This window comes from Micromonospora sp. CNZ285 (genome assembly GCF_004637285.1).
In genome coordinates this window covers 4511502-4529737 of sequence record NZ_SPQD01000001.1, presented here as the reverse complement: position 1 = coordinate 4529737, position 18236 = coordinate 4511502, and the positions used below count along the sequence as shown (strand labels likewise).

The 18236-nt window shown below is 73.2% G+C and carries 15 protein-coding genes; 6 read left to right on the top strand and 9 right to left on the bottom strand.

All coding sequences use genetic code 11. From position 1 onward, the window contains the following. Positions 1-45 precede the first annotated feature (45 nt). The 3 genes from CLT75_RS20490 to CLT75_RS20480 are packed head-to-tail and all read right to left on the bottom strand — an operon-like array spanning position 46 to position 2086. The gene (locus CLT75_RS20490) at positions 46-354 is read right to left on the bottom strand and encodes a cupin domain-containing protein (protein WP_013288595.1); all 309 of its coding nucleotides are present in this window, start codon (positions 352-354) and stop codon (positions 46-48) included. Further along, the gene (locus tag CLT75_RS20485) at positions 351-1301 is read right to left on the bottom strand and encodes an LLM class F420-dependent oxidoreductase (RefSeq protein ID WP_135242058.1); all 951 of its coding nucleotides are present in this window, start codon (positions 1299-1301) and stop codon (positions 351-353) included. The genes CLT75_RS20490 and CLT75_RS20485 overlap by 4 nt, the downstream gene beginning before the upstream one ends. Positions 1302-1303: 2 nt before the next feature. Next, positions 1304-2086 carry an ABC transporter ATP-binding protein gene (locus CLT75_RS20480; RefSeq protein WP_013288593.1) on the bottom strand — a complete coding sequence of 261 codons (783 nt, stop codon included), beginning with the start codon at positions 2084-2086 and terminating at the stop codon, positions 1304-1306. Positions 2087-2370: 284 nt separating this feature from the next. Here CLT75_RS20480 and CLT75_RS20475 point away from each other — a divergent pair, with 284 nt between their 5' ends. After that, complete coding sequence (locus tag CLT75_RS20475) at positions 2371-3399, top strand: ABC transporter substrate-binding protein (RefSeq protein WP_135242057.1); 1029 nt, start codon at positions 2371-2373, stop codon at positions 3397-3399. A 136-nt stretch (positions 3400-3535) separates the two neighbouring features. Then, positions 3536-4333: an ABC transporter permease gene (locus CLT75_RS20470; RefSeq protein WP_486485357.1), complete on the top strand. Its 798-nt coding sequence runs from the start codon at positions 3536-3538 to the stop codon at positions 4331-4333. A gap of 152 nt (positions 4334-4485) precedes the next feature. On the opposite strand, the gene CLT75_RS20465 is transcribed toward CLT75_RS20470, so the two are convergent. Next, positions 4486-5667 (bottom strand): ABC transporter substrate-binding protein, encoded by a 1182-nt coding sequence (locus CLT75_RS20465; RefSeq protein ID WP_135242055.1) that lies wholly within the window; start codon positions 5665-5667, stop codon positions 4486-4488. A 447-nt stretch (positions 5668-6114) separates the two neighbouring features. Between CLT75_RS20465 and CLT75_RS20460 the strand changes: the two genes are divergently transcribed. From CLT75_RS20460 to CLT75_RS20445, 4 genes are all read left to right on the top strand, one after another. Further along, positions 6115-9168: a nitrate- and nitrite sensing domain-containing protein gene (locus CLT75_RS20460; protein ID WP_135242054.1), complete on the top strand. Its 3054-nt coding sequence runs from the start codon at positions 6115-6117 to the stop codon at positions 9166-9168. After that, the gene (locus tag CLT75_RS20455) at positions 9165-9572 is read left to right on the top strand and encodes a roadblock/LC7 domain-containing protein (protein ID WP_013288588.1); all 408 of its coding nucleotides are present in this window, start codon (positions 9165-9167) and stop codon (positions 9570-9572) included. The genes CLT75_RS20460 and CLT75_RS20455 overlap by 4 nt, the downstream gene beginning before the upstream one ends. Before the next feature lie 62 nt (positions 9573-9634). Further along, the gene (locus CLT75_RS20450; RefSeq protein ID WP_013288587.1) at positions 9635-9997 is read left to right on the top strand and encodes a DUF742 domain-containing protein; all 363 of its coding nucleotides are present in this window, start codon (positions 9635-9637) and stop codon (positions 9995-9997) included. Then, a complete protein-coding gene (locus CLT75_RS20445; protein ID WP_013288586.1) occupies positions 9978-10595 on the top strand; it encodes a GTP-binding protein in 618 nt (205 codons plus the stop codon). Before CLT75_RS20450 ends, CLT75_RS20445 begins: the two co-directional genes overlap by 20 nt. 11 nt (positions 10596-10606) lie before the next feature. Here CLT75_RS20445 and CLT75_RS20440 read toward each other — a convergent pair whose 3' ends face one another. From CLT75_RS20440 to CLT75_RS20420, 5 genes are read right to left on the bottom strand one after another with little or no spacing between them, the layout of a single operon-like run. Then, the gene (locus tag CLT75_RS20440; RefSeq protein WP_135242053.1) at positions 10607-11695 is read right to left on the bottom strand and encodes a uroporphyrinogen-III synthase; all 1089 of its coding nucleotides are present in this window, start codon (positions 11693-11695) and stop codon (positions 10607-10609) included. Continuing rightward, positions 11695-12042: a nitrite reductase small subunit NirD gene (gene nirD / locus CLT75_RS20435; RefSeq protein WP_135242052.1), complete on the bottom strand. Its 348-nt coding sequence runs from the start codon at positions 12040-12042 to the stop codon at positions 11695-11697. The genes CLT75_RS20440 and nirD overlap by 1 nt, the downstream gene beginning before the upstream one ends. Then, entirely contained in the window at positions 12039-14570 is a 2532-nt protein-coding gene (gene nirB / locus CLT75_RS20430; RefSeq protein WP_135242051.1) for a nitrite reductase large subunit NirB, read from the bottom strand. The genes nirD and nirB overlap by 4 nt, the downstream gene beginning before the upstream one ends. Beyond that, a complete protein-coding gene (locus CLT75_RS20425; RefSeq protein WP_135242050.1) occupies positions 14567-16039 on the bottom strand; it encodes an FAD-dependent oxidoreductase in 1473 nt (490 codons plus the stop codon). Before CLT75_RS20425 ends, nirB begins: the two co-directional genes overlap by 4 nt. Continuing rightward, positions 16036-18147 carry a molybdopterin oxidoreductase family protein gene (locus CLT75_RS20420; protein ID WP_135242049.1) on the bottom strand — a complete coding sequence of 704 codons (2112 nt, stop codon included), beginning with the start codon at positions 18145-18147 and terminating at the stop codon, positions 16036-16038. Before CLT75_RS20420 ends, CLT75_RS20425 begins: the two co-directional genes overlap by 4 nt. Positions 18148-18236 lie beyond the last annotated feature (89 nt).

Below are 18236 nucleotides of genomic sequence, written 5' to 3'. Positions count from 1 at the left end.
ATCGCCACCTTGCCGCCGCGCGGCGCGGCGAACCCGCCGGTGTGGCTACTTCAGCTCGACCAGGCGCGCGAGGTAGGTGGTGTCGCCGACGTTGGTGAGCATGTGCACCGCGCCCGGGTCGCGGTAGACCACGCCGCCGGTCGGCTCGTCGGCGTCGATGGTGGTGCCGTCGATCGTCTGCACCACGTTCTTCGCGCCCTGGATCGCCACCACCAGGTACGGGTGGTCGTGGCGGTGCAGTGGCTGGCGCTCACCCGGCTCCAGCCGGATGTGCCAGACGCGTACGCGGTCGTTCTCGTACACGATCTCCTGGCCCACCGGGCCGAGTTCGAGGTCGGCGGAGAGTTCGGTCATCGCGGTCCGTCCAGTCGGGGGAGCACCTCGGCGGCGATGAGCTCCACGTGGTCGAGGTCGTCGAAGTCGATCAGGCGCAGGTGCACCCGGGTGGCCCCGATCGCGGCGAACTCGCCGATCCGGTCGACCAGCTGGGCGGGGGAGCCGACCACCGGGTCCTCCGGCGGCAGCGCGCTCGTGACGTGCAGCGGTGCGGCCCGGCGCTGCGCCTCGGCGTCGGTGCGCCCGATCGCCACCACGATGCCGGCGGAGAGCGTCAGCGGCGCGCGGCCGGAGGCGTCCCGCCCGGCGCGGTCGCACGCCTCGCGTACCCGCTCGTACGCGGCGGCGGTCTCGGCCACGCTCTTGAACGGCATGTTGAACTCGTCGGCGTAGCGGGCGGCCAGCTCGGGGGTGCGCTTCGGTCCCCGGCCGCCGACGATCACCGGCGGGCCGGGCTGCTGCACCGGCTTGGGCAGCGCGGGCGCGTCGACCAGCCGGTAGTGCTGACCGGTGAAGCTGTACGTCTCGTCGGACGGGGTGCGCCACAGCCCGGTGACGATCTCCAGCTGCTCGGCGAGCCGGTCGAAGCGCTCGCTCACCGGCGGGAACGGGATGCCGTACGCGGTGTGCTCGCGCTCGTACCATCCGGCGCCGATGCCCAGCTCGACCCGGCCGCCGCTCATCCGGTCGACCTGGGCGACCATGACCGCCAGCGGCCCGGGGAGCCGGAACGTGGCGGACGTGACCAGCGTGCCGAGCCGGATCCGGGAGGTCTCCCGGGCCAGCGCGGCGAGCGTCAGCCAGGCGTCGGTGGGGCCGGGCAGCGCCGGCTCGTCCCCCATGGCCCGGTAGTGGTCGGCCCGGAAGAAGCCCTCGAAGCCGGTCTCCTCGACCAGCCGGGCGAACCGGAGCTGGTCGTCGTAGTCCGCACCGCGGTGGGGTTCGGTGAACACCGAGACCCGCATGGTCAGCGGCCTCCCACGGGTACGCCCGGCGCGTCCCGCTCCATCAGCAGTTCGTGCAGCTCGGCGCTGATCCGCGCGACGTCTTCCAGGTGTTCGTGGCGGCCCAGCGTCCGGGGCCGGGGGACGTTCACCTCGACCACCTCGCGGATGCGCCCGGGGCGCGGGCTGAGCACGACGACCCGGTCGGCGAGCAGCACCGCCTCGTCGATCGAGTGGGTGACGAAGACGATCGTCGCCTTCGTCTCCATGTGCACCCGCTGGAGTTCGCCGGACAGTTCCTCGCGGGTGAGCGCGTCGAGCGCGGAGAACGGCTCGTCCATGAGCATCACCCGGGGCGAGCCGATCAGCGAACGGCACAGCGACACGCGCTGCTGCATGCCGCCGGACAGCTCGTGCGGGAGGCGCTTCTCGAAGCCGCCCAGCCCGGCCATCTCCAGCAGCTGGCGGGCCCGGTCGCGGTGCTCGGCGCGGCGCCAGCCGAAGATCTCCACCGGCAGCAGCACGTTGTCCAGCACCGAGCGCCAGGGCAGCAGCGCGGGCCGCTGGAACAGCATCGCCACGTCGCGGCGGGGCTTCGTGATCGGCGTACCGCCCACGGTGATCTCACCGCCGGTGACCGGGAGCAGGCCGGCGATCATGCGCAGCAGCGTGGACTTGCCGCAGCCGGACCGGCCGAGGACGGCGACGAACTCGCCTTCGGCGACGTCGAGGTCGATGCCGCGCAACGCCTCCACCCGCCCCGAACGGCCGTCGAAGGTGCGGGACACCCCGGACAGTCGGATCATCTTCCGCCGGCTCCCTTCCACGTCGTCCGAATGCGAGCCGGGCTAGCGTAGCGGACCGTGCTTATAGCACCGTCCGGGGTGGACGTCAGTCCGCTTTCCGTCAGGCAACTTCGTTTCCGTTCCGCAACCGGGACGGCGGCGGCAGGTCATCTGGCTTCTCGTACGCTGTTGCGCGCGAAGAGTCCCCTCACGACGGTCCAGTCGGCCGAACCCACTTGCCGACCCCGTCGGACCCACGACCCGACCGGCGAAGAAGTCCTGGTCGGAAAGGACATGGTGCACTGATGAGAAGGCTGACCCGTACGGTCGCCGCCGCGGCTCTGGCCACCGCCCTCGCCCTGGTGGGCGGCTGCAGCAGCGACTCGGACAAGTCCGAGAGCGGCGGCGGCAACGGCGCGGCGCTGGAGAAGGTGACGTACCTCACCTCGTTCGGCAACTTCGGGCGTGACTCCTACGCCTGGGTGGCGAAGGACAAGGGCTTCTTCAAGGAGGCCGGTTTCGACGTCGACATCAAGCCCGGTCAGGGCACCGGCTCCGTGATCCAGACCATCACCGGCGGCCAGGCCGACTTCGGCCCGATCGACCTGACCGGTGGCATCCTCCAGCTCGGCAACGGCCAGGCGAAGGACTTCGTGGCGGTGGCCGCGATCCAGCAGCGCACCATGGCCGCGATCGTCACGGTCGAGGGCAAGAACATCGCCACCCCGAAGGACCTCGAGGGCAAGAAGCTCGCCGACACCCCGACGTCCGTCGTGCGCAACCTCTTCCCGACGTACGCGCGGCTCGCCGGCATCGACGGCAGCAAGGTGACCTGGGTCAACGGTGAGGCGCAGGGCCTGATCGGCATGCTCGGCTCGGGCTCGGTGGACGGCATCGGCCAGTTCGTCGTCGGCCAGCCGACGGTGGAGACGGTGACCAAGAAGAAGCCGGTCGTCCTGCCGTACAGCAACGTGATGCAGGACCTCTACGGCAACGCGCTGATCACCTCGTCGAAGATCGCCAAGGAGAAGCCGGAGATGGTGAAGAAGTTCACCGCCGCGCTGCTCAAGGGCCTGGAGTACTCGCTGGCCAACCCGGACGAGGCGGCCGAGATCCTGAAGAAGAACGTGCCGGCCGCCGTCCCGGCCGCGGCGTCCGCCGAGCTTCAGCTGATGGCCGCGTACGTGCGGTCGAGCAACTCCGGCACCGCGATCGGCACGCTGGACAGTGGCCGGGTGGCCAAGAGCATCGCGCTGCTCCAGGGCGCGGGTGCGCTGAAGCAGAACCTCACCCCGGACCAGATCATCGACTTCAACCTCGCGCCGAAGGCCTGACCGGCCCGCTCGGGCCAACGGGGGTGCGACCCGCCGGACACCCCGGTGGGGCGCACCCCCTTCGCGTGCCGGTCACACCGACCGGCGCAGAGAGGAGGACACGTTGACACAGTCGACCGAGGCCCGGCCGGAGGCGTTGCCGCGCCCGGCGGTCCGGCGCGGGATCGCCGTACGCCCGGCGGCGGTCGGGCTGCCGGCGCTCGGCCTGGTGATCGCGGTGGCGGCCTGGTGGCTGGTCACCTCGGGCCTGGACCTGGTGCACCCGGCCGCGCTGCCCCCGCCGCAGGCGGTGGGGAAGTCTCTCGCCGGCACCACCGAGGTGCTGCTGCCCGCGCTGGGCATCACCACCTGGATGACAGTGCTCGGCTTCCTGCTCTCGTCGGTGGCCGGGGTGCTGATCGGGATGGCGCTGGCCGCCTCCCGCCGGGTGGAGCGGATGTTCGCGCCGCTGCTGGTGGCGGTGAACGCGGTCCCGAAGATCGCGTTCGGGCCGCTGCTCGTGGTGGCGGTGGGCTGGGGCCAGAAACCCATCCTGACGATGGTGTTCCTGCTCTGCTTCTTCCCGATCGTGCTCTCCACCGCGACCGGCCTGACCACCACCCCGGCGGATCTGGCGGAGCTGGGCCGGTCGCTCAACGCCTCGTGGTGGCAGTCGTTCCGCAAGGTGCGCTTCCCGGCGGCGCTGCCGCAGATCTTCGTCGGCCTCAAGGTGGCCATGCCGCTCGCCGCGATCGGCGCGGTGATCGGGGAGTTCTACTCGGACCGCCCGGGACTGGGTTATCAGATCCTCCAGTACAACGGCGTCGGCGACACCGCTACCGCGTGGGCGGCGATCGTGCTGGTGGCGCTGATGAGCATCGTGCTCTACGCCGCCCTGAGCCTGGTCGAGCGCCTGGCCCTGCCCTGGGTGCGGGCCACCACCTCGGCCCGCTGACCCACCCCGATCCGAGCACCCAGAAGAAGACATCAACCCACGGCTGGCGGCCGCCCACGACAGGTGTGGCCCCACCGCAACCGGCGCAGGGATCAAGCTTGACCGCCCGGAGCCGGTTGCGGTGGGGCCACACCCCCACCGCAACCAAGCAATCAGCCAGCCAGCCGCCAACGACCACCACGAGCCACGAGCGTCGTCAACGCCTGCGGCATCAACCCGGAGTGGTTGTCCGGCGTCATCCGGATCGGCCCGGACAGCCCGTCGAGCTGCGACGTCTCCAGCACGTCGCGCAGCGCGTCCCGGTCGACCTTGCCCGGCTCGCCGCCGGCCTGCAGTTCGGCGTCGGCGATCAGCTGGACCGCGTCCGCCGCGAACGAGGAGAAGCCGTTGTAGCCGCCGAACCGGGCGGTGTAGTCCTGGAACCACTGCCGCCGCGCGGCCTTGGCCGGGGTGGTGGCGATCACGTCGTCGATCACCATGGTCTGGGTGAAGATCAGCGTGGCCTCGTCCGTGGAGCGGGCCGAGGGGCCCAGGAAGAGGTCACCGGCGGCCGTGGCGTCGAAGAACAGCGACCCGCGGAACTTGCTCTGCCGTGCCGTGGTGGCGGCGAGCAACGCCTGCTCCGGCGTGGTCCACAGGACCAGTGCCTGCGGCTTGCGGGCGACCAGCTGGTTGATCTGCGTGCCGACCTCGGTGTCGGTGACCCGCACCGACTCGTTGGCGACCAGCTTCACGGAGGTCTTGCTCAGCTCGCGGCGCAGGGCGGCGAGCCCTTCCTGGCCGTAACCCTCGGCGCTGTGCAGCAGCGCCACCTTGCGGATCTCGCGCCGCTCCAGTTCCGCGGCGAGCGCGGCGGCGCTGTCGGTGGCGTTCGGGGCGAGCTTGAAGACATATCGACGCTCGGCCACCGGCTCGGTGATGTCGCTGGACGACCCCAGTGCGATCGTCGGAATGCGCTTCTCGCCGATCGTTCGGGCCGCGCCGACGGCGCATTCGTTGCAGCCGCCCATGATGACCGCGCTCACGCGCGAGTCACCGCTGAAATCATTGATGTTCCGCAAGGATTCCGAGGCATCCGAGCGGTTGTCCTTGACCCGCAGATCGATCTTCCGGCCGCCCAGTGCGCCGGAGGCGTTCAACTGCTCGACCTTCAGTTGCAGAGCCCGTTGGTAGACCTTGCCGACCGGCGCCGACGCGCCGGAGAGTTCCAGGTCGGCGGCGATCACGATCGGGCTGGTGTCCTGCGGTTCCCCGCCGATCCCGCAGCCGGTGAGCGTGGTGGCCAACACGGCCGATGCGAGCGCCGCGATGCTCGCGGAGCGGATGGGGCTCAACTCAGTCCTCCAGGTGCGGCGCGGGCCGACGCCCGATCACCGCCGCTCGTCCGTCCTCAGTGGAGGAACGGGATTGGTTTGCCGTACGGTGTGCGCGAAGCCTGCAAAACCTTGCCAATGCCGGGGCCTGTGGTCAAGCGGGGATGTCGAGTGCTGTTTCGGGACGGTCATCCCACATGCTGGGGACACCGAACATTAACCGACAATTACTGCACAGAAGCGTGTGACCACTCTGGAGTGACATCCCCTGTTCAGGGGGTTGGAGAAAAGAAGGTATTAGGTGATCGGATCCCGGGTTGCGTCGGCCGCGACCGTTTCCTGCCTCACTGCGGCTTCCCAAACAGGATCTCGTCTGATGAAATCGCGGCCGTGCCGCGCGTGGCGCTGGCCGCTGCACCAGGCACGGGTCAGCGGGTCGCGCGTGGAAGAAACGACGGAGGCGATGTCGTGAGCACCGGACCTACGACCCTGCCCGGGAGCCCCAACGCCGAACAGCGGAACCGGCGCCGGCGCCTGCCCAGGCTGCGCGACGCGCGGATCCGCTCCAAGCTCGCCCTCATCCTGGTCGTTCCGGTCGCAGCTGTCATCGCACTGGCAACTATCCGACTCGTCTCGGTCGGTCAGGGCGCGTACGAGGCGGACCGGGTCCGGTCGCTGAGCGCGGTGTCGGTCGACATCGCGGCGCTCACCCAGGACCTGCACAAGGAGCGGATGGCGGCGGCGGTCTTCCTGGCCGACCCGAACCAGAAGCCGGACGCGTACAACCTGCGGGTGCGCCAGACCGACGAGCGCATCGCGGCGTACCAGGACGAGCGCGGCAAGCTCGGCGACGTGTCCGGCGCGATCAGCAACCAGCTCAAGGTGATCGACGCCCACCTGTCCACGTTGAACGGCACCCGCCAGGAGGTGCTGGACCGGCTGCAGATGCCGGTGGCCGAGGCGAGCCTGCGCTACGGCATCGTGCTGGACGACCTGGTCGCGTACAGCGACGCGCTGGCCCAGCAGCCGGGCGCGGACAGCCTGGCCGACGCCCGCCGCGCGGTGGCCGCGTTCGCCCACGCCAAGTCCGAGGTGGCCGAGGAGCAGGCGGTGGCCTTCACCGCCCTCGACGGCGGCCAGATCGACGAGGAGCAGTTCTCGTCCTTCGTGGCCACGCTCACCGGTCAGCAGGAGGCGCTGCTCACCTTCTCCCGGTCCGCGACGCCGGGCCAGCGGGCCCTGGTGGACCGCACCGTCTCCGGTGACGCCGTCCAGCTCGCCGACCGGGTCGCCGGCGACGTCTCCCGGTCCATCGGGCGTCAGGCGCTGGTCACCCGCGACGAGGCGTCAGCCGCCATCGGCGCGGTCGACGACCTGATGCGGTGGGCCGAGATCCAGCTCCTGGACGACATGCTGGCCGACGCCGACGAGGCACGCGCCGACGTGATCCGGCAGGCGATCGTGGAGAGCCTGCTCGTGCTGCTCACGCTCGCGGTCGCGGTGACGCTCGCCGTGGTGCTGGCCCGCTCGCTCAACGACTCGCTGCGCCGGCTGCGCGAGGGCGCGCTCGCCGTGGCCAACCACGACCTGCCGGACGCGGTGAGCCGGCTGCAGAACGTCAACGCCATCGGTGACGGCGGCGTGGACGAGATCGTCCAGCAGGTCCGGGACCCGATCAAGCTGAGCAACCGCGACGAGGTCGGTCAGGTGGCGGTGGCCTTCAACGTGGTCCACCGTGAGGCGGTCCGGGTCGCGGCCGAGCAGGCCGCGCTGCGGACGAGCGTCTCGGCGATGTTCCTCAACCTGGCCCGCCGCTCGCAGAGCCTGGTCGACCGCATGATCGGCGAGCTGGACGCGATCGAGCGGTCCGAGGAGGACCCGAAGCGGCTGGCGCAGCTGTTCGAGCTGGACCACCTCGCCACCCGGATGCGCCGCAACGACGAGAACCTGCTGGTGCTCGCCGGCGCCGACTCGGCCGTGCCGCGCCGCGACGACGCGCTCCTGGTCGACGTGCTGCGCGCCGCGCAGTCCGAGGTCGAGCTCTACAACCGGATCGAGTTCGGCACCGTCGACACCGACATCTCGGTGGCCGCGCACGCCGTCAACGACGTCGTCCGGCTGGTCGCCGAGCTGCTCGACAACGCCACCCGGTTCTCGCCGCCGAACACCACAGTGGTGGCCGACGGCCGCCGGATCCGCGACTACGTGCTGATCCAGATCGAGGACCGCGGTCTGGGCCTCAGCGACGACCAGCTCGACTCGCTCAACCGGCGACTGGCCGCGCCGCCGACCGTCGACGTGGCCGCGTTCCGGCTGATGGGTCTGGCCGTGGTCAGCCGGCTCGCCTCCCGCTACGGGATCCGCGTCGAGCTGCGCCGCAACGTCGAGGGCGGCACCGTCGCCCAGGTCACGCTGCCGAACTCGACAGTGGTGCTGCCGGCCAACCGGGGCCAGGCCCCGCTCACCCGGCCGCGTCAGCCGCTCGCCGTCGAGCAGTCCCCGCTCAGCCAGGTCGGCGCCGGCGACGCGCTGGCCGGAGCCGGGCGGGGCGCTGCTACCGCGACGCTCGCCGACCAGTGGCGCGGGGCGACCACCACCCCGCCGTCCCGGTGGCAGACGCCCGCCGAGACGCGCGACACGACTCCCGCCGTACAGCTGGGTGGGGCGACCGGCGCGCTGCCCACCGTGGCGGCGCCCGCCCCGGTGGCCGCGGCGCCCGCCGCGCCGGCTCCGGTCTCCGGAGCGGGCTGGTCGGCCGGCGGGCCGACAGTGGCGTACCCCGCGCTGGACCCGCTGCCCAAGCGGACGCCGGGTGTCGAGTCGGCGCAACCCGCGACCCAGGCCGCACCTCCGGCCTACCAGCCGCTCGCCGCGGCGCCGGCGGTGGAGAGCACCCCGGCGACGCCGGTGGTGGCCCGGCCCGAGCAGCGGGCCGAGGCGCCGATATTCCGTGAGATGGAGGCGGTCTGGTTCCGTTCGCACGGAGAGGACGAGACCACCATCTTCACCCGTCCTACGTTCGACGAGCCGCCCGCGCCGGCACAGCCGCCGGTGGCGCCCCCCGCGGCGTCGGCGCGTCCGAAGCTGCCCACCCGTACCCCGGGGGCCCAGGCGTCGGGGCTGACCACGTCGACCACGCCGTCCGCGTACAGCCCGCCCGAGGTCCCGTCCACGCCGCCGGCGGCCGCGACGCCGCCCCCGGCGCCACCCGCCGCCGAACCCGCGCCCGCGCCGTCGATCGACCCGGAGGCCTGGCGTACGGCGGCCGACGAGGGCTGGTCGCGGGCCAGCCGTGCCGCGGAGCCCACCACCGGCGGCACCACCCGCTCCGGCCTGCCCAAGCGGGTGCCGCAGGCCCAGCTCGTGCCCGGCGGAATAGAGCCGAAGAGCGGCCGGGACCGCAGCCGGCGCACGCCGGACGAGGTACGCGGTCTGCTCTCCGCCTACCACCGTGGCGTCCAGCGGGGCCGTACGGCCGGCGCCGACCTGAACAGCACCTCGACCAAGGAGACGAACCGATGAACAGGCCGGCGGCCATGCAGGACATGGGGTGGCTTCTCACCAACTTCGCCGACAGCGTTGCGGGCATCGCGCACGTGGTGGCGGTGTCCGCGGACGGGCTGCTGCTCGCCTCCTCCCGGGATCTGCCCGGCGACCGGGCCGACCAGCTCGCCGCGATCACCTCCGGCGTGGTGAGTCTGACCGAGGGCGCGGCGCGGATGTTCAGCGCCGGCGGGGTGTTGCAGACCGTGATCGAGATGGACAGCGGCTACCTGTTCCTGATGTCCATCAGCGACGGTTCGTCGATGGCCGTGCTCGCGGCGCGCAGCTGCGACGTCGGCCAGGTGGGTTACGAGATGGCGCTGCTGGTGGAACGGGTCGGCCAGGCACTGGTCCCGCTGCCGAGGGACGCGGTCCGGTCCTGATCGGACCGGGGAGCTGACGACCGGAGCCGGTGCGGCTCCGAACGAGGGGAGGTGATCGCGAGATGGACCCGCGACGTGATCCACGTGGCGCGCTGGTGAGGCCGTACGCGGTCACCCGGGGCCGCACCGAGCCGTTGCAGAACATCGCGCTCGAAGCGGTGCTGTCGAGCACGCCGACGCAGTCGGCCGAGGCGCGGTTCGCCGGGCACGACAAGTACCGCATCTCCTCGGTCTGTGAGGGCCGGGCGCAGTCGCTTGCGGAAATCGCCGCTTACACCCGGATGCCGCTGGGCGTCACCCGGGTGCTGGTCGCCGACATGGTGGCCGAGGGCCTGCTGACGCTACACACTGCCGCTCCCGCGACGGGTTTCGCGGCGCGGATGAACCTGCTTGGAAGGGTGCTAAGTGGACTTCGCGAACTATGACCCCGACGGGGTGAACCGCGGCCGGGAGATCATCTCCGCGAAGATCGTGATCGCGGGTGGCTTCGGCGTGGGTAAGACCACGCTCGTCGGGGCGATCTCCGAGATCCAGCCGCTGACCACCGAGGCGCTGATGACCGCGGCGGGCGTGGGCATCGACGACGCGTCGAAGGTGCCGGGCAAGGAGACCACCACGGTCGCCATGGACTTCGGCCGTATCACCATGGCCGAGGACCTGATCCTCTACCTGTTCGGCACACCGGGCCAGACCCGCTTCTGGTTCATGTGGGACGAGATCATCAGGGGCGCGGTGGGCGCGGCGGTGCTCGTGGACACCCGCCGGATCACCGACGCCTTCGCCCCGCTGGACTACTTCGAGAACCGCAAGCTGCCGTACGTCGTGGCGTTGAACCGCTTCGGCGACGCGCCGCACTACGAGCTGGAGGAGGTCCGGGAGGCGCTCGCCATCTCCCCGGACGTGCCGATGGTCCTGTGCGACGCCCGTCAGCGGGACTCGGTCAAGCAGGTGCTGGTCACGGTGGTGGAGCACGCCATGCTCCGCCTCCAGGCCGAGCACGGCTACCCGGCCTCCGTGGGCTGACCGCCTGCGGGTCAGTCGACCCGCAGGCGGTACCCCCGCTTGACCACCGTCTGCACCACGCGGGGCGCCTTCAGCCCGGCCCGCAGGCGGGCGACCGCCATCTCCACCGCGTGCTCGTCGGCGCCGCGCGGCAGCGTCCGCAGCAGCGCGGTGCGGGAGAGCACCTTCCCCGGTGACGCGGCCAGCGCCCGCAGCACCGTCATCGGCGCCGGCGCCAGCTGACGCAGCTCGCCGTCCACCACCGCGGCGTGCCCGCGCAGCGTCAGCACGTGCCCGGCCGCCTTCACCGAGACGGTGCGCCGGGGCAGTTCCTCGACGATGGTGCGGACCAGCGCGCCCAGCCGGGCCCGGCTCGGCGCGCTCACCGGTACCCCGCGCCGGACCAGCGGCTCGGCGGTGACGGTGCCGACGCACCCGGCCAGCACGTCGCCGCGCAGCGCCTCCAGCACCGTCTCGGTACGGTCCCCGGCCGCCCGCAGCAGCGCCTCGGCCGCCGGGGCCGAGGTGAACGTGACCGCGTCGACGAGACGCCCGGCCACCAGGTCGATGAGCCGGTGCAGCGGCGCCGGGTCGGCCGGCGGCGCCCATCGGTACACCGGCACCTCGATCACCGTGGCGCCGGCCGCCACCAGCGCGTCGGCGCACTCGGGCTGCCGCTCGCCGTGCAGTTGCATCGCCACGACCTGGCCGGCCACCCCGCGCCGGACGAGGTGTTCGACCACCTCGTCGCAGCTCTCCGAATCCGGGGACCAGTGCTCGCGCAGCCCGGCGGCGCGGATCGCGCCGGTCGCCTTCGGGCCGCGGGACACCACGTACGCGCGGGCGAGCGTGCTGCGCAGCGGCTCGGCCAGCCCCCAGCCCTCGGCCGCCTCCAGCCAGCCGCGCATGCCGATGCCGGTGTTCGCCATCAGCACGTCCGGCGGCTGTTCCAGGCAGGCCCGGGTGGCCTCACGCAGGTCGGTGTCGTCGGCCAGCGGGACGATCCGCAGTGCCGGGGCGAGCACCACCCGCGCCCCACGCCGCTGGAGCAGCGCGGCCAGTTCGTCGCGCCGCCGGTCGGCGGTGACCCCGATGGTGAAGCCGGCCAGCTCGTCCCGCATCATTCCTCCTGCCGTAACCGCACCTCGACCAGGCCGTCCCGGCAGCGCACCGGATGCCGGCGCAGCGTCACGCCCGGTAGGTCCAGGCACCGCCCCGTGGTGAGGTCGTAGACCTGCTTGTGCAGCGGCGAGGCGAGCGTGGGCACCCCGCCCCGGCTGCCGACCAGGCCCCGGGACATGACGTACGCGCCGCCGACCGGGTCGAGGTTGTCCACCGCGTACAGCCCGTCCCCGGTGCGGAAGACCGCCACCTGGACGCCGTCGACGAGCGCGGCCACCCCCCGGCCGGGGTCGAGCCGGTCCAGCGGGCAGACCGCGGTCCAGTCCAGCGTGACGACGGGGCTCATCGGCGTACCTCCGGCAGGCCCAGCACGACGGGCTGGCGGCGGTGTCCGCCGTCCGGGGGCGCGCCCCGGGCCGGCACCGGCTGGCCCCGCTCCTGGGTGAACGTGATGGACGGGTCGGGTACGTCCGGCGCGTTGACGAAGGAGGTGAAGCGGCGCAGCCGGTCCGGGTCCTCCAGGACGTCGCGCCACTCGTCGGAGTAGCTCGCGACGTGCCGGGCCATCGCCGCGTCGAGGTCGGCGCAGAGCCCGAGCGAGTCGTCCACGAGCACCGACCGGAGGTGGTCCAGGCCGCCGTCCATGGTCTCGATCCAGGCGGCGGTGCGCTGCAACCGGTCGGCGGTGCGGATGTAGTACATGAGGAACCTGTCGATCAGGGCCACCAGCTCCGCGGTGCTCAGGTCGGTGGCGAACAGGTCGGCGTGCCGGGGCCGGAAACCGCCGTTGCCGCCGACGTACAGATTCCAGCCGGTCTCGGTGGCGATGACGCCGAAGTCCTTGCTCCGCGCCTCGGCGCACTCGCGGGCGCAGCCGGAGACGGCCGACTTGAGCTTGTGCGGCGCGCGCAGGCCCCGGTAGCGCAGCTCCAGCGCGACCGCGAGCCCGACCGAGTCCTGCACGCCGTAGCGGCACCAGGTGTCGCCCACGCACGACTTCACGGTGCGCAGCGCCTTGCCGTAGGCGTGGCCCGACTCGAAGCCCGCGTCGACGAGCCGGCGCCAGATCTGCGGCAGTTGGTCGACGCGCGCGCCGAACAGGTCGATCCGCTGCCCGCCGGTGATCTTCGTGTAGAGCCGGAAGTCGCGCGCCACCTCACCGATCGCGATCAGCTTCTCCGGGGTGATCTCCCCGCCGGGGATCCGGGGCACCACCGAGTAGCTGCCGTCGCGTTGCAGGTTCGCCAGGAAGTGGTCGTTGGTGTCCTGCAGCGACGCCTGCTCGCCGTCGAGCACGTGCCCGGTGCCGAGCGAGGCCAGGATCGAGGCCACCACCGGCTTGCAGATGTCGCATCCGCTGCCGCGCCCGTGCTCGGCGACGAGCCGGGAGAACGTGCTGATGCCCCGCACCCGGATCAGGTCGAACAGCTCCTGCCGGCTGTGGTCGAAGTGCTCGCACAGCGCCGTCGACTGGCGTACCCCGGCGGCGTCCAGCAACTGCTTCAGCATCGGCACGCAGGAGCCGCAGCTCGTACCGGCCCGGGTGCACGCCTTCAGCGCCGGCACGTCGGTCGCCCCGCCGGCGATCGCCGCGTCCAGGTCGGCCCGGGTCACCGCGTTGCAGGAGCAGACCTGCGCGGTGGCGGGCAACGCGCCCGCACCGGCGCCCGCGCCGCCGGCCGGTGCCAGCAACGCCAGCGGGGGAGCGGGCAGCGGTCCGCCGACACTGGCGCGCAACGCCGGGTACGCGCTCGCGTCCCCGACCAGCACGCCGCCCAGCAGCGTCCGCGCGTCGTCGGAGAGGACCAGCTTCGCGTACGAGCGGGTGGCCGGATCGGTGTACGTCACGTCGAGGCAGCCGGGGGTGACACCGTGCGCGTCACCGAACGAGGCCACGTCCACGCCGAGCAGCTTGAGTTTCGTGGCGGTGTCCGCGCCGGGGAACGTGGCCGCGCCGCCGAGCAGCCGGTCCGCGACCACCTCGGCGGTGGCGTACCCGGGCGCGACGAGTCCGTGGCAGACGCCGTCCACTGCCGCGCACTCGCCGACCGCCCAGATCCGCTCGTCGGCGGTCCGGCAGGCCGCGTCCACCAGCACGCCGCCGCGCGGGCCCAGCGGCAGCCCGGCCGCGCGGGCCAGCTCGTCGCGCGGCCGGATCCCGGCGGCCACCACCACCAGCTCCGCGTCGACCGCACGGCCGTCGGCCAGGTCGAGCGCGGCCACCGTGCCGTCCGGCCCGGGCCGCAGCGCCGTGGTGGCCACCCCGAGGTACGGCGTGACGCCCAGCTCCTCGACGTACCGGCGGAGCATCGCGCCGCCAGCCTCGTCCACCTGCACCGGCATCAGCCGGGGCGCGAACTCGACCACGCTGGTGGCGAGCCCGAGCAGCCGCAGCGCGTTCGCCGCCTCCAGCCCGAGCAGCCCGCCACCGATCACCGCGCCGGTACGGCGGCCCCGGGCGTGCTCGCGGATCGCGGCCAGGTCGTCGAGCGTCCGGTAGACGAAGACGCCTGGCAGATCGGTGCCGTCGACCGGCGGCACGAACGCGTACGAGCCGGTGGCCAGCACCAGCGCGTCGTACGGGTACTCGCCGGCCGCAGTGGTCACCACCCGCCGCGCCCGGTCGACGCCGGTGACCGGTTCACCGAGTCGCAGGTCCACTCCGGCGTCGGGGGTGTGCAGGTTCAGGTCGCCGGCGTCCACCCCGTCGAAGACGGCCGAGAGCCGCACCCTGTCGTACGCCGGGCGCCGCTCCTCGGCGAGCACCGTGACCCGCCACCGCCCGTCGGTGTCCCGGGCCCGCAGCGCCTCGACGAACCGTTGCCCCACCATGCCGTTGCCGACGACGACCAGCCTGCTGATTCGCTCGGTCATGACGCCACCTCCACCGTCTCGCGTACCTCGTCGGTTGTGGACGGATCCGCCTCGGCGAGCCAGGCGGCGATGCCGGCCACCGCGTCCCGGCAACTGCCGCAGCCGGTGGCGGCCCGGGTCGCCGCGGACAGCTCCGCCGCGGTCCGGGCGCCCGCCCGCCAGCACGCCACCAGCGCGCCCTTGCTCACGTCGTTGCACCGGCACACTGTCGCGGCGTCCGGCATCAGCGCCGGTGACGCGGCCGGACCGGCCGGCGCCTCGCCGAACGTCCGGCCGAGCAGCAGCGAACGCCGGTCCGCCGGCACCGGCGCGCCCCTGTCGAACAGCTGCACCACAGTGCCGACCGCCGGGTTGTCACCGAGCAGGATCGCGCCGGTCAGCCGCTCGTCCCGGATGCGCAGCCGGGCGTAGGTGCCCCGGGCCGGGTCGGCGAAGGTCAGCTCCTCGACCGGCCCGTCCACGTCGCCGGTCCCGTCCACGTCGCCCATCGCGGCCAGGTCGATCCCGGCCGCCTTGAGCCGGGTCACCGCCGGCCGGGGCCGGTACCGGGCCAGCGGGTCCGCGCCGGTCAGCACGTCGGCCACCACCCGGGCCTGCGCCCAGGCCGGTGCCACCAGCCCGGTCAGCGTCCCGTCGTGCTGGGCGCAGTCGCCGATCGCGGAGATCCGCCGGTCGCTCGTCCGCATCCGATCGTCCACCACCACGCCCCGCTCGACGGCGAGCCCGGCCGCCGCGGCGAGCGCGGTGTCGGGGCGTACCCCGCAGCAGAGCACCAGCAGGTCGGCGTCGAGCGTCCCGGCGTCGCCCAGGTGCAGGCGGACGCCGTCGGCGCCGGCGCTCACGGCGGTGGCCGGCACCCCGAGCCGGGACCGGACGCCCAGGCCGGCGAGTGTGCCCGCGAGGACCGCGCCGGCCGGTGGGTCGAGCTGGCGCTCCATCAGGTGCCCGACCGGGTGGACCACAGTCACGTCGAGCCCTCGGGCGGCCAGGCCACGGGCCGCCTCCAGACCCAGCAGCCCGCCGCCGAGCACGATCACGCGCCGCGCGCCCTCGGCGGCGGCGAGGATCCGCCGGCAGTCACCGAGCGTGCGGAACGGGACGACCCGCTCGGGCAGCGGGGCGAGGCCCGGCAGCGGCGGCACCACGGCCCGGCTGCCGGTGGCGAGCACCAGGTGGTCGTACCCGTGTCGCTCGCCTTCGTCGGTGACCACCTCGCCGGCGGCCCGGTCCACGGCGGTGACCGCCGCGCCGGTGCGGACCTTGACGCCCGGCCCGACGGCTTCGACCAGTTCCACGTCCGGCTCGCCGATGCGTCCGGCGAGCAGCGTGGAGAGCATGATCCGGTTGTACGCGCGGTGCGGCTCCGCCCCGAGCACGGTGATCCGCCGGTTTCCGCCGCGCGCGTGCAGCTCGGCGGCGAGCCGGGCGCCGGCCATGCCGTAGCCGACGACGACGATCCGCTCGTTCATGCCGGCTCCACTCGGACCGCGCAGATCTTGAACTCGGGCATCCCGGAGACCGGGTCGAGCGCGTCGTTGGTGACCGAGTTGGCGCGTTGGGCGCCCGGCCAGTGGAACGGCGCGAAGACGGTGTCCGGCCGGATCGCGGTGCTGAGCCGGGCCGGTGCGCACAACTCACCCCGGCGGGACACCACACGTACCGGTGTGCCCTCGGCCACGCCGATCCGTGCCGCCAGATCCGGGTGCAGCTCGACGAAGCCGCTCGGTGCGGCGCGGCGCAACGCGGCCACCCGCCGGGTCTGCGCGCCGGACTGGTACTGCGCGAGCACCCTGCCGGTGGTGAAGTGCAGCGGGTAGTCGGCGCACACCGGCTCGGCGGCCGGCCGGTGGGTCACCGGATGGAACCGGGCCCGGCCGTCCGGGGTGGGGAAGCGGTCGGCGAACAGCCGGGGCGTGTCCGGGCCGTCCTGGTCCGGGCAGGGCCAGAACACGCCGGTGTCGGCGTCGATCCGGTCCCAGGTGATCCCGGCGTAGTCGGCCGGCCCGCCGGCCGAGGCCCGGCCCAGCTCCGCGAACACCTCGCGCGGGTCGGCCGGCAGCGGCGTCCCGCCCCCGCTCAGCCGTGCGGCGAGCGCGGCGAGGATCTCCAGCTCGGTACGGACCCCGGCGGGTGGCTCACGAAGCGCCCGGCGGCGCAGCACCCGGCCCTCCAGATTGGTCATCGTGCCGTCCTCCTCGGCCCACTGGGCGACCGGCAGCACCACGTCGGCCAGCTCGGCCGTCTCGGAGCGGACGAAGTCCGCCACCACGAGCAGGTCCAGGGCGCGCAGCCGGGACTCGACCCGCGCGGCGCGGGGCGCGGACACGACCGGGTTGGAACCGAACACCAGCAGCGCCCGCGCGCCGGACGGCGTGCCGAGCGCGTCCAGGAGCTGGTACGCCGGCACCCCCGGCCCTGGTAGCGAGTCCGGTTCGACGCCCCACACCCCGGCGACGTGCTCGCGGGCCGCCGGGTCGTCGATGCGCCGGTAGCCGGGGAGCTGATCGGCCTTCTGCCCGTGTTCCCGGCCACCCTGCCCGTTGCCCTGCCCGGTCAGGCAGCCGTAACCCGAGCCGGGGCGGCCGGGCAGCCCCAGGGCCAGCGCCAGGTTGATGAAAGCGGTGACCGTGTCGACGCCCTTGGCGTGCTGCTCGGCGCCCCGGGCGGTGAGGACGACCGCGCGGTCCACAGTGGCCAGCGCGCGGGCGGTGGCGTACAGGTCGGCCACGGGCACGCCGGAGAGCCGTTCCACCTCCGCCGGCCAGTAGCCGGCCACCGTCCGCCGGACGTCGTCGAAGCCGGTGGTCCGCTCCGCCACGTACGACCGGTCCAGCCAGCCCTCGGTGAGCGCGATGTGCAGCAGCGCGTTCGCCACCGCGAGGTCGGTGCCGGGCAGGGGTTGCAGGTGCAGGTCGGCCTGGCGGGCCGTGGCGGTGGCGCGCGGGTCGATCACGATCAGCCGGCCGCCGCGTTCCCGCAGGTCGGCGACGTGCCTCATCAGCGGCGGCATGGTCTCGGCCGGGTTCGCGCCGACCAGCAGCAGCGTGTCCGCGTGGCCGAGGTCCGCGAGCGGGAACGGCAGTCCCCGGTCGATCCCGAACGCCCGGTTCCCGGCCGCGGCGGCCGACGACATGCACCAGCGCCCGTTGTAGTCGATGTGCCGGGTCCGCAGCGTCACCCGGGCGAAGCGGCCCAGCGCGTACGCCTTCTCGTTGGTGAGGCCGCCGCCGCCGAAGACCGCCACCGCGTCCGGCCCGTGCCGGTGCCGCACGTCCCGGACCCCGGCGGCGACCTGATCGAGCGCCTCGTCCCAGGTCGCCGGGCGCAGCTCGCCGCCGGGCCGGTCGCGCAGCAGTGGGGTGGTGAGCCGGTCCGGATGGTCGAGCAGGTCGGCGGCGGTCCAGCCCTTCTGGCACAGCCCGCCCCGGTTGGTGGGGAAGTCGCGGGCGCCGACCTCGACACCGTCGCCGGTGGCGCGCAGCACCATGCCGCACTGCAAGGCGCAGTACGGGCAGTGCGTGGCGGCCTCGGCGGGGCGTGACCCCGTTCGCGTCGCCGTGCGTGCACCGTCTGTCATGTCGGAAAAGCGTGCCGTCGGGCGGTTTCCGGTCCGGGTCTGCTCTGTTTCGGTCCTGTCACGAGCGCTTCACACCGCACGCGGGTGAC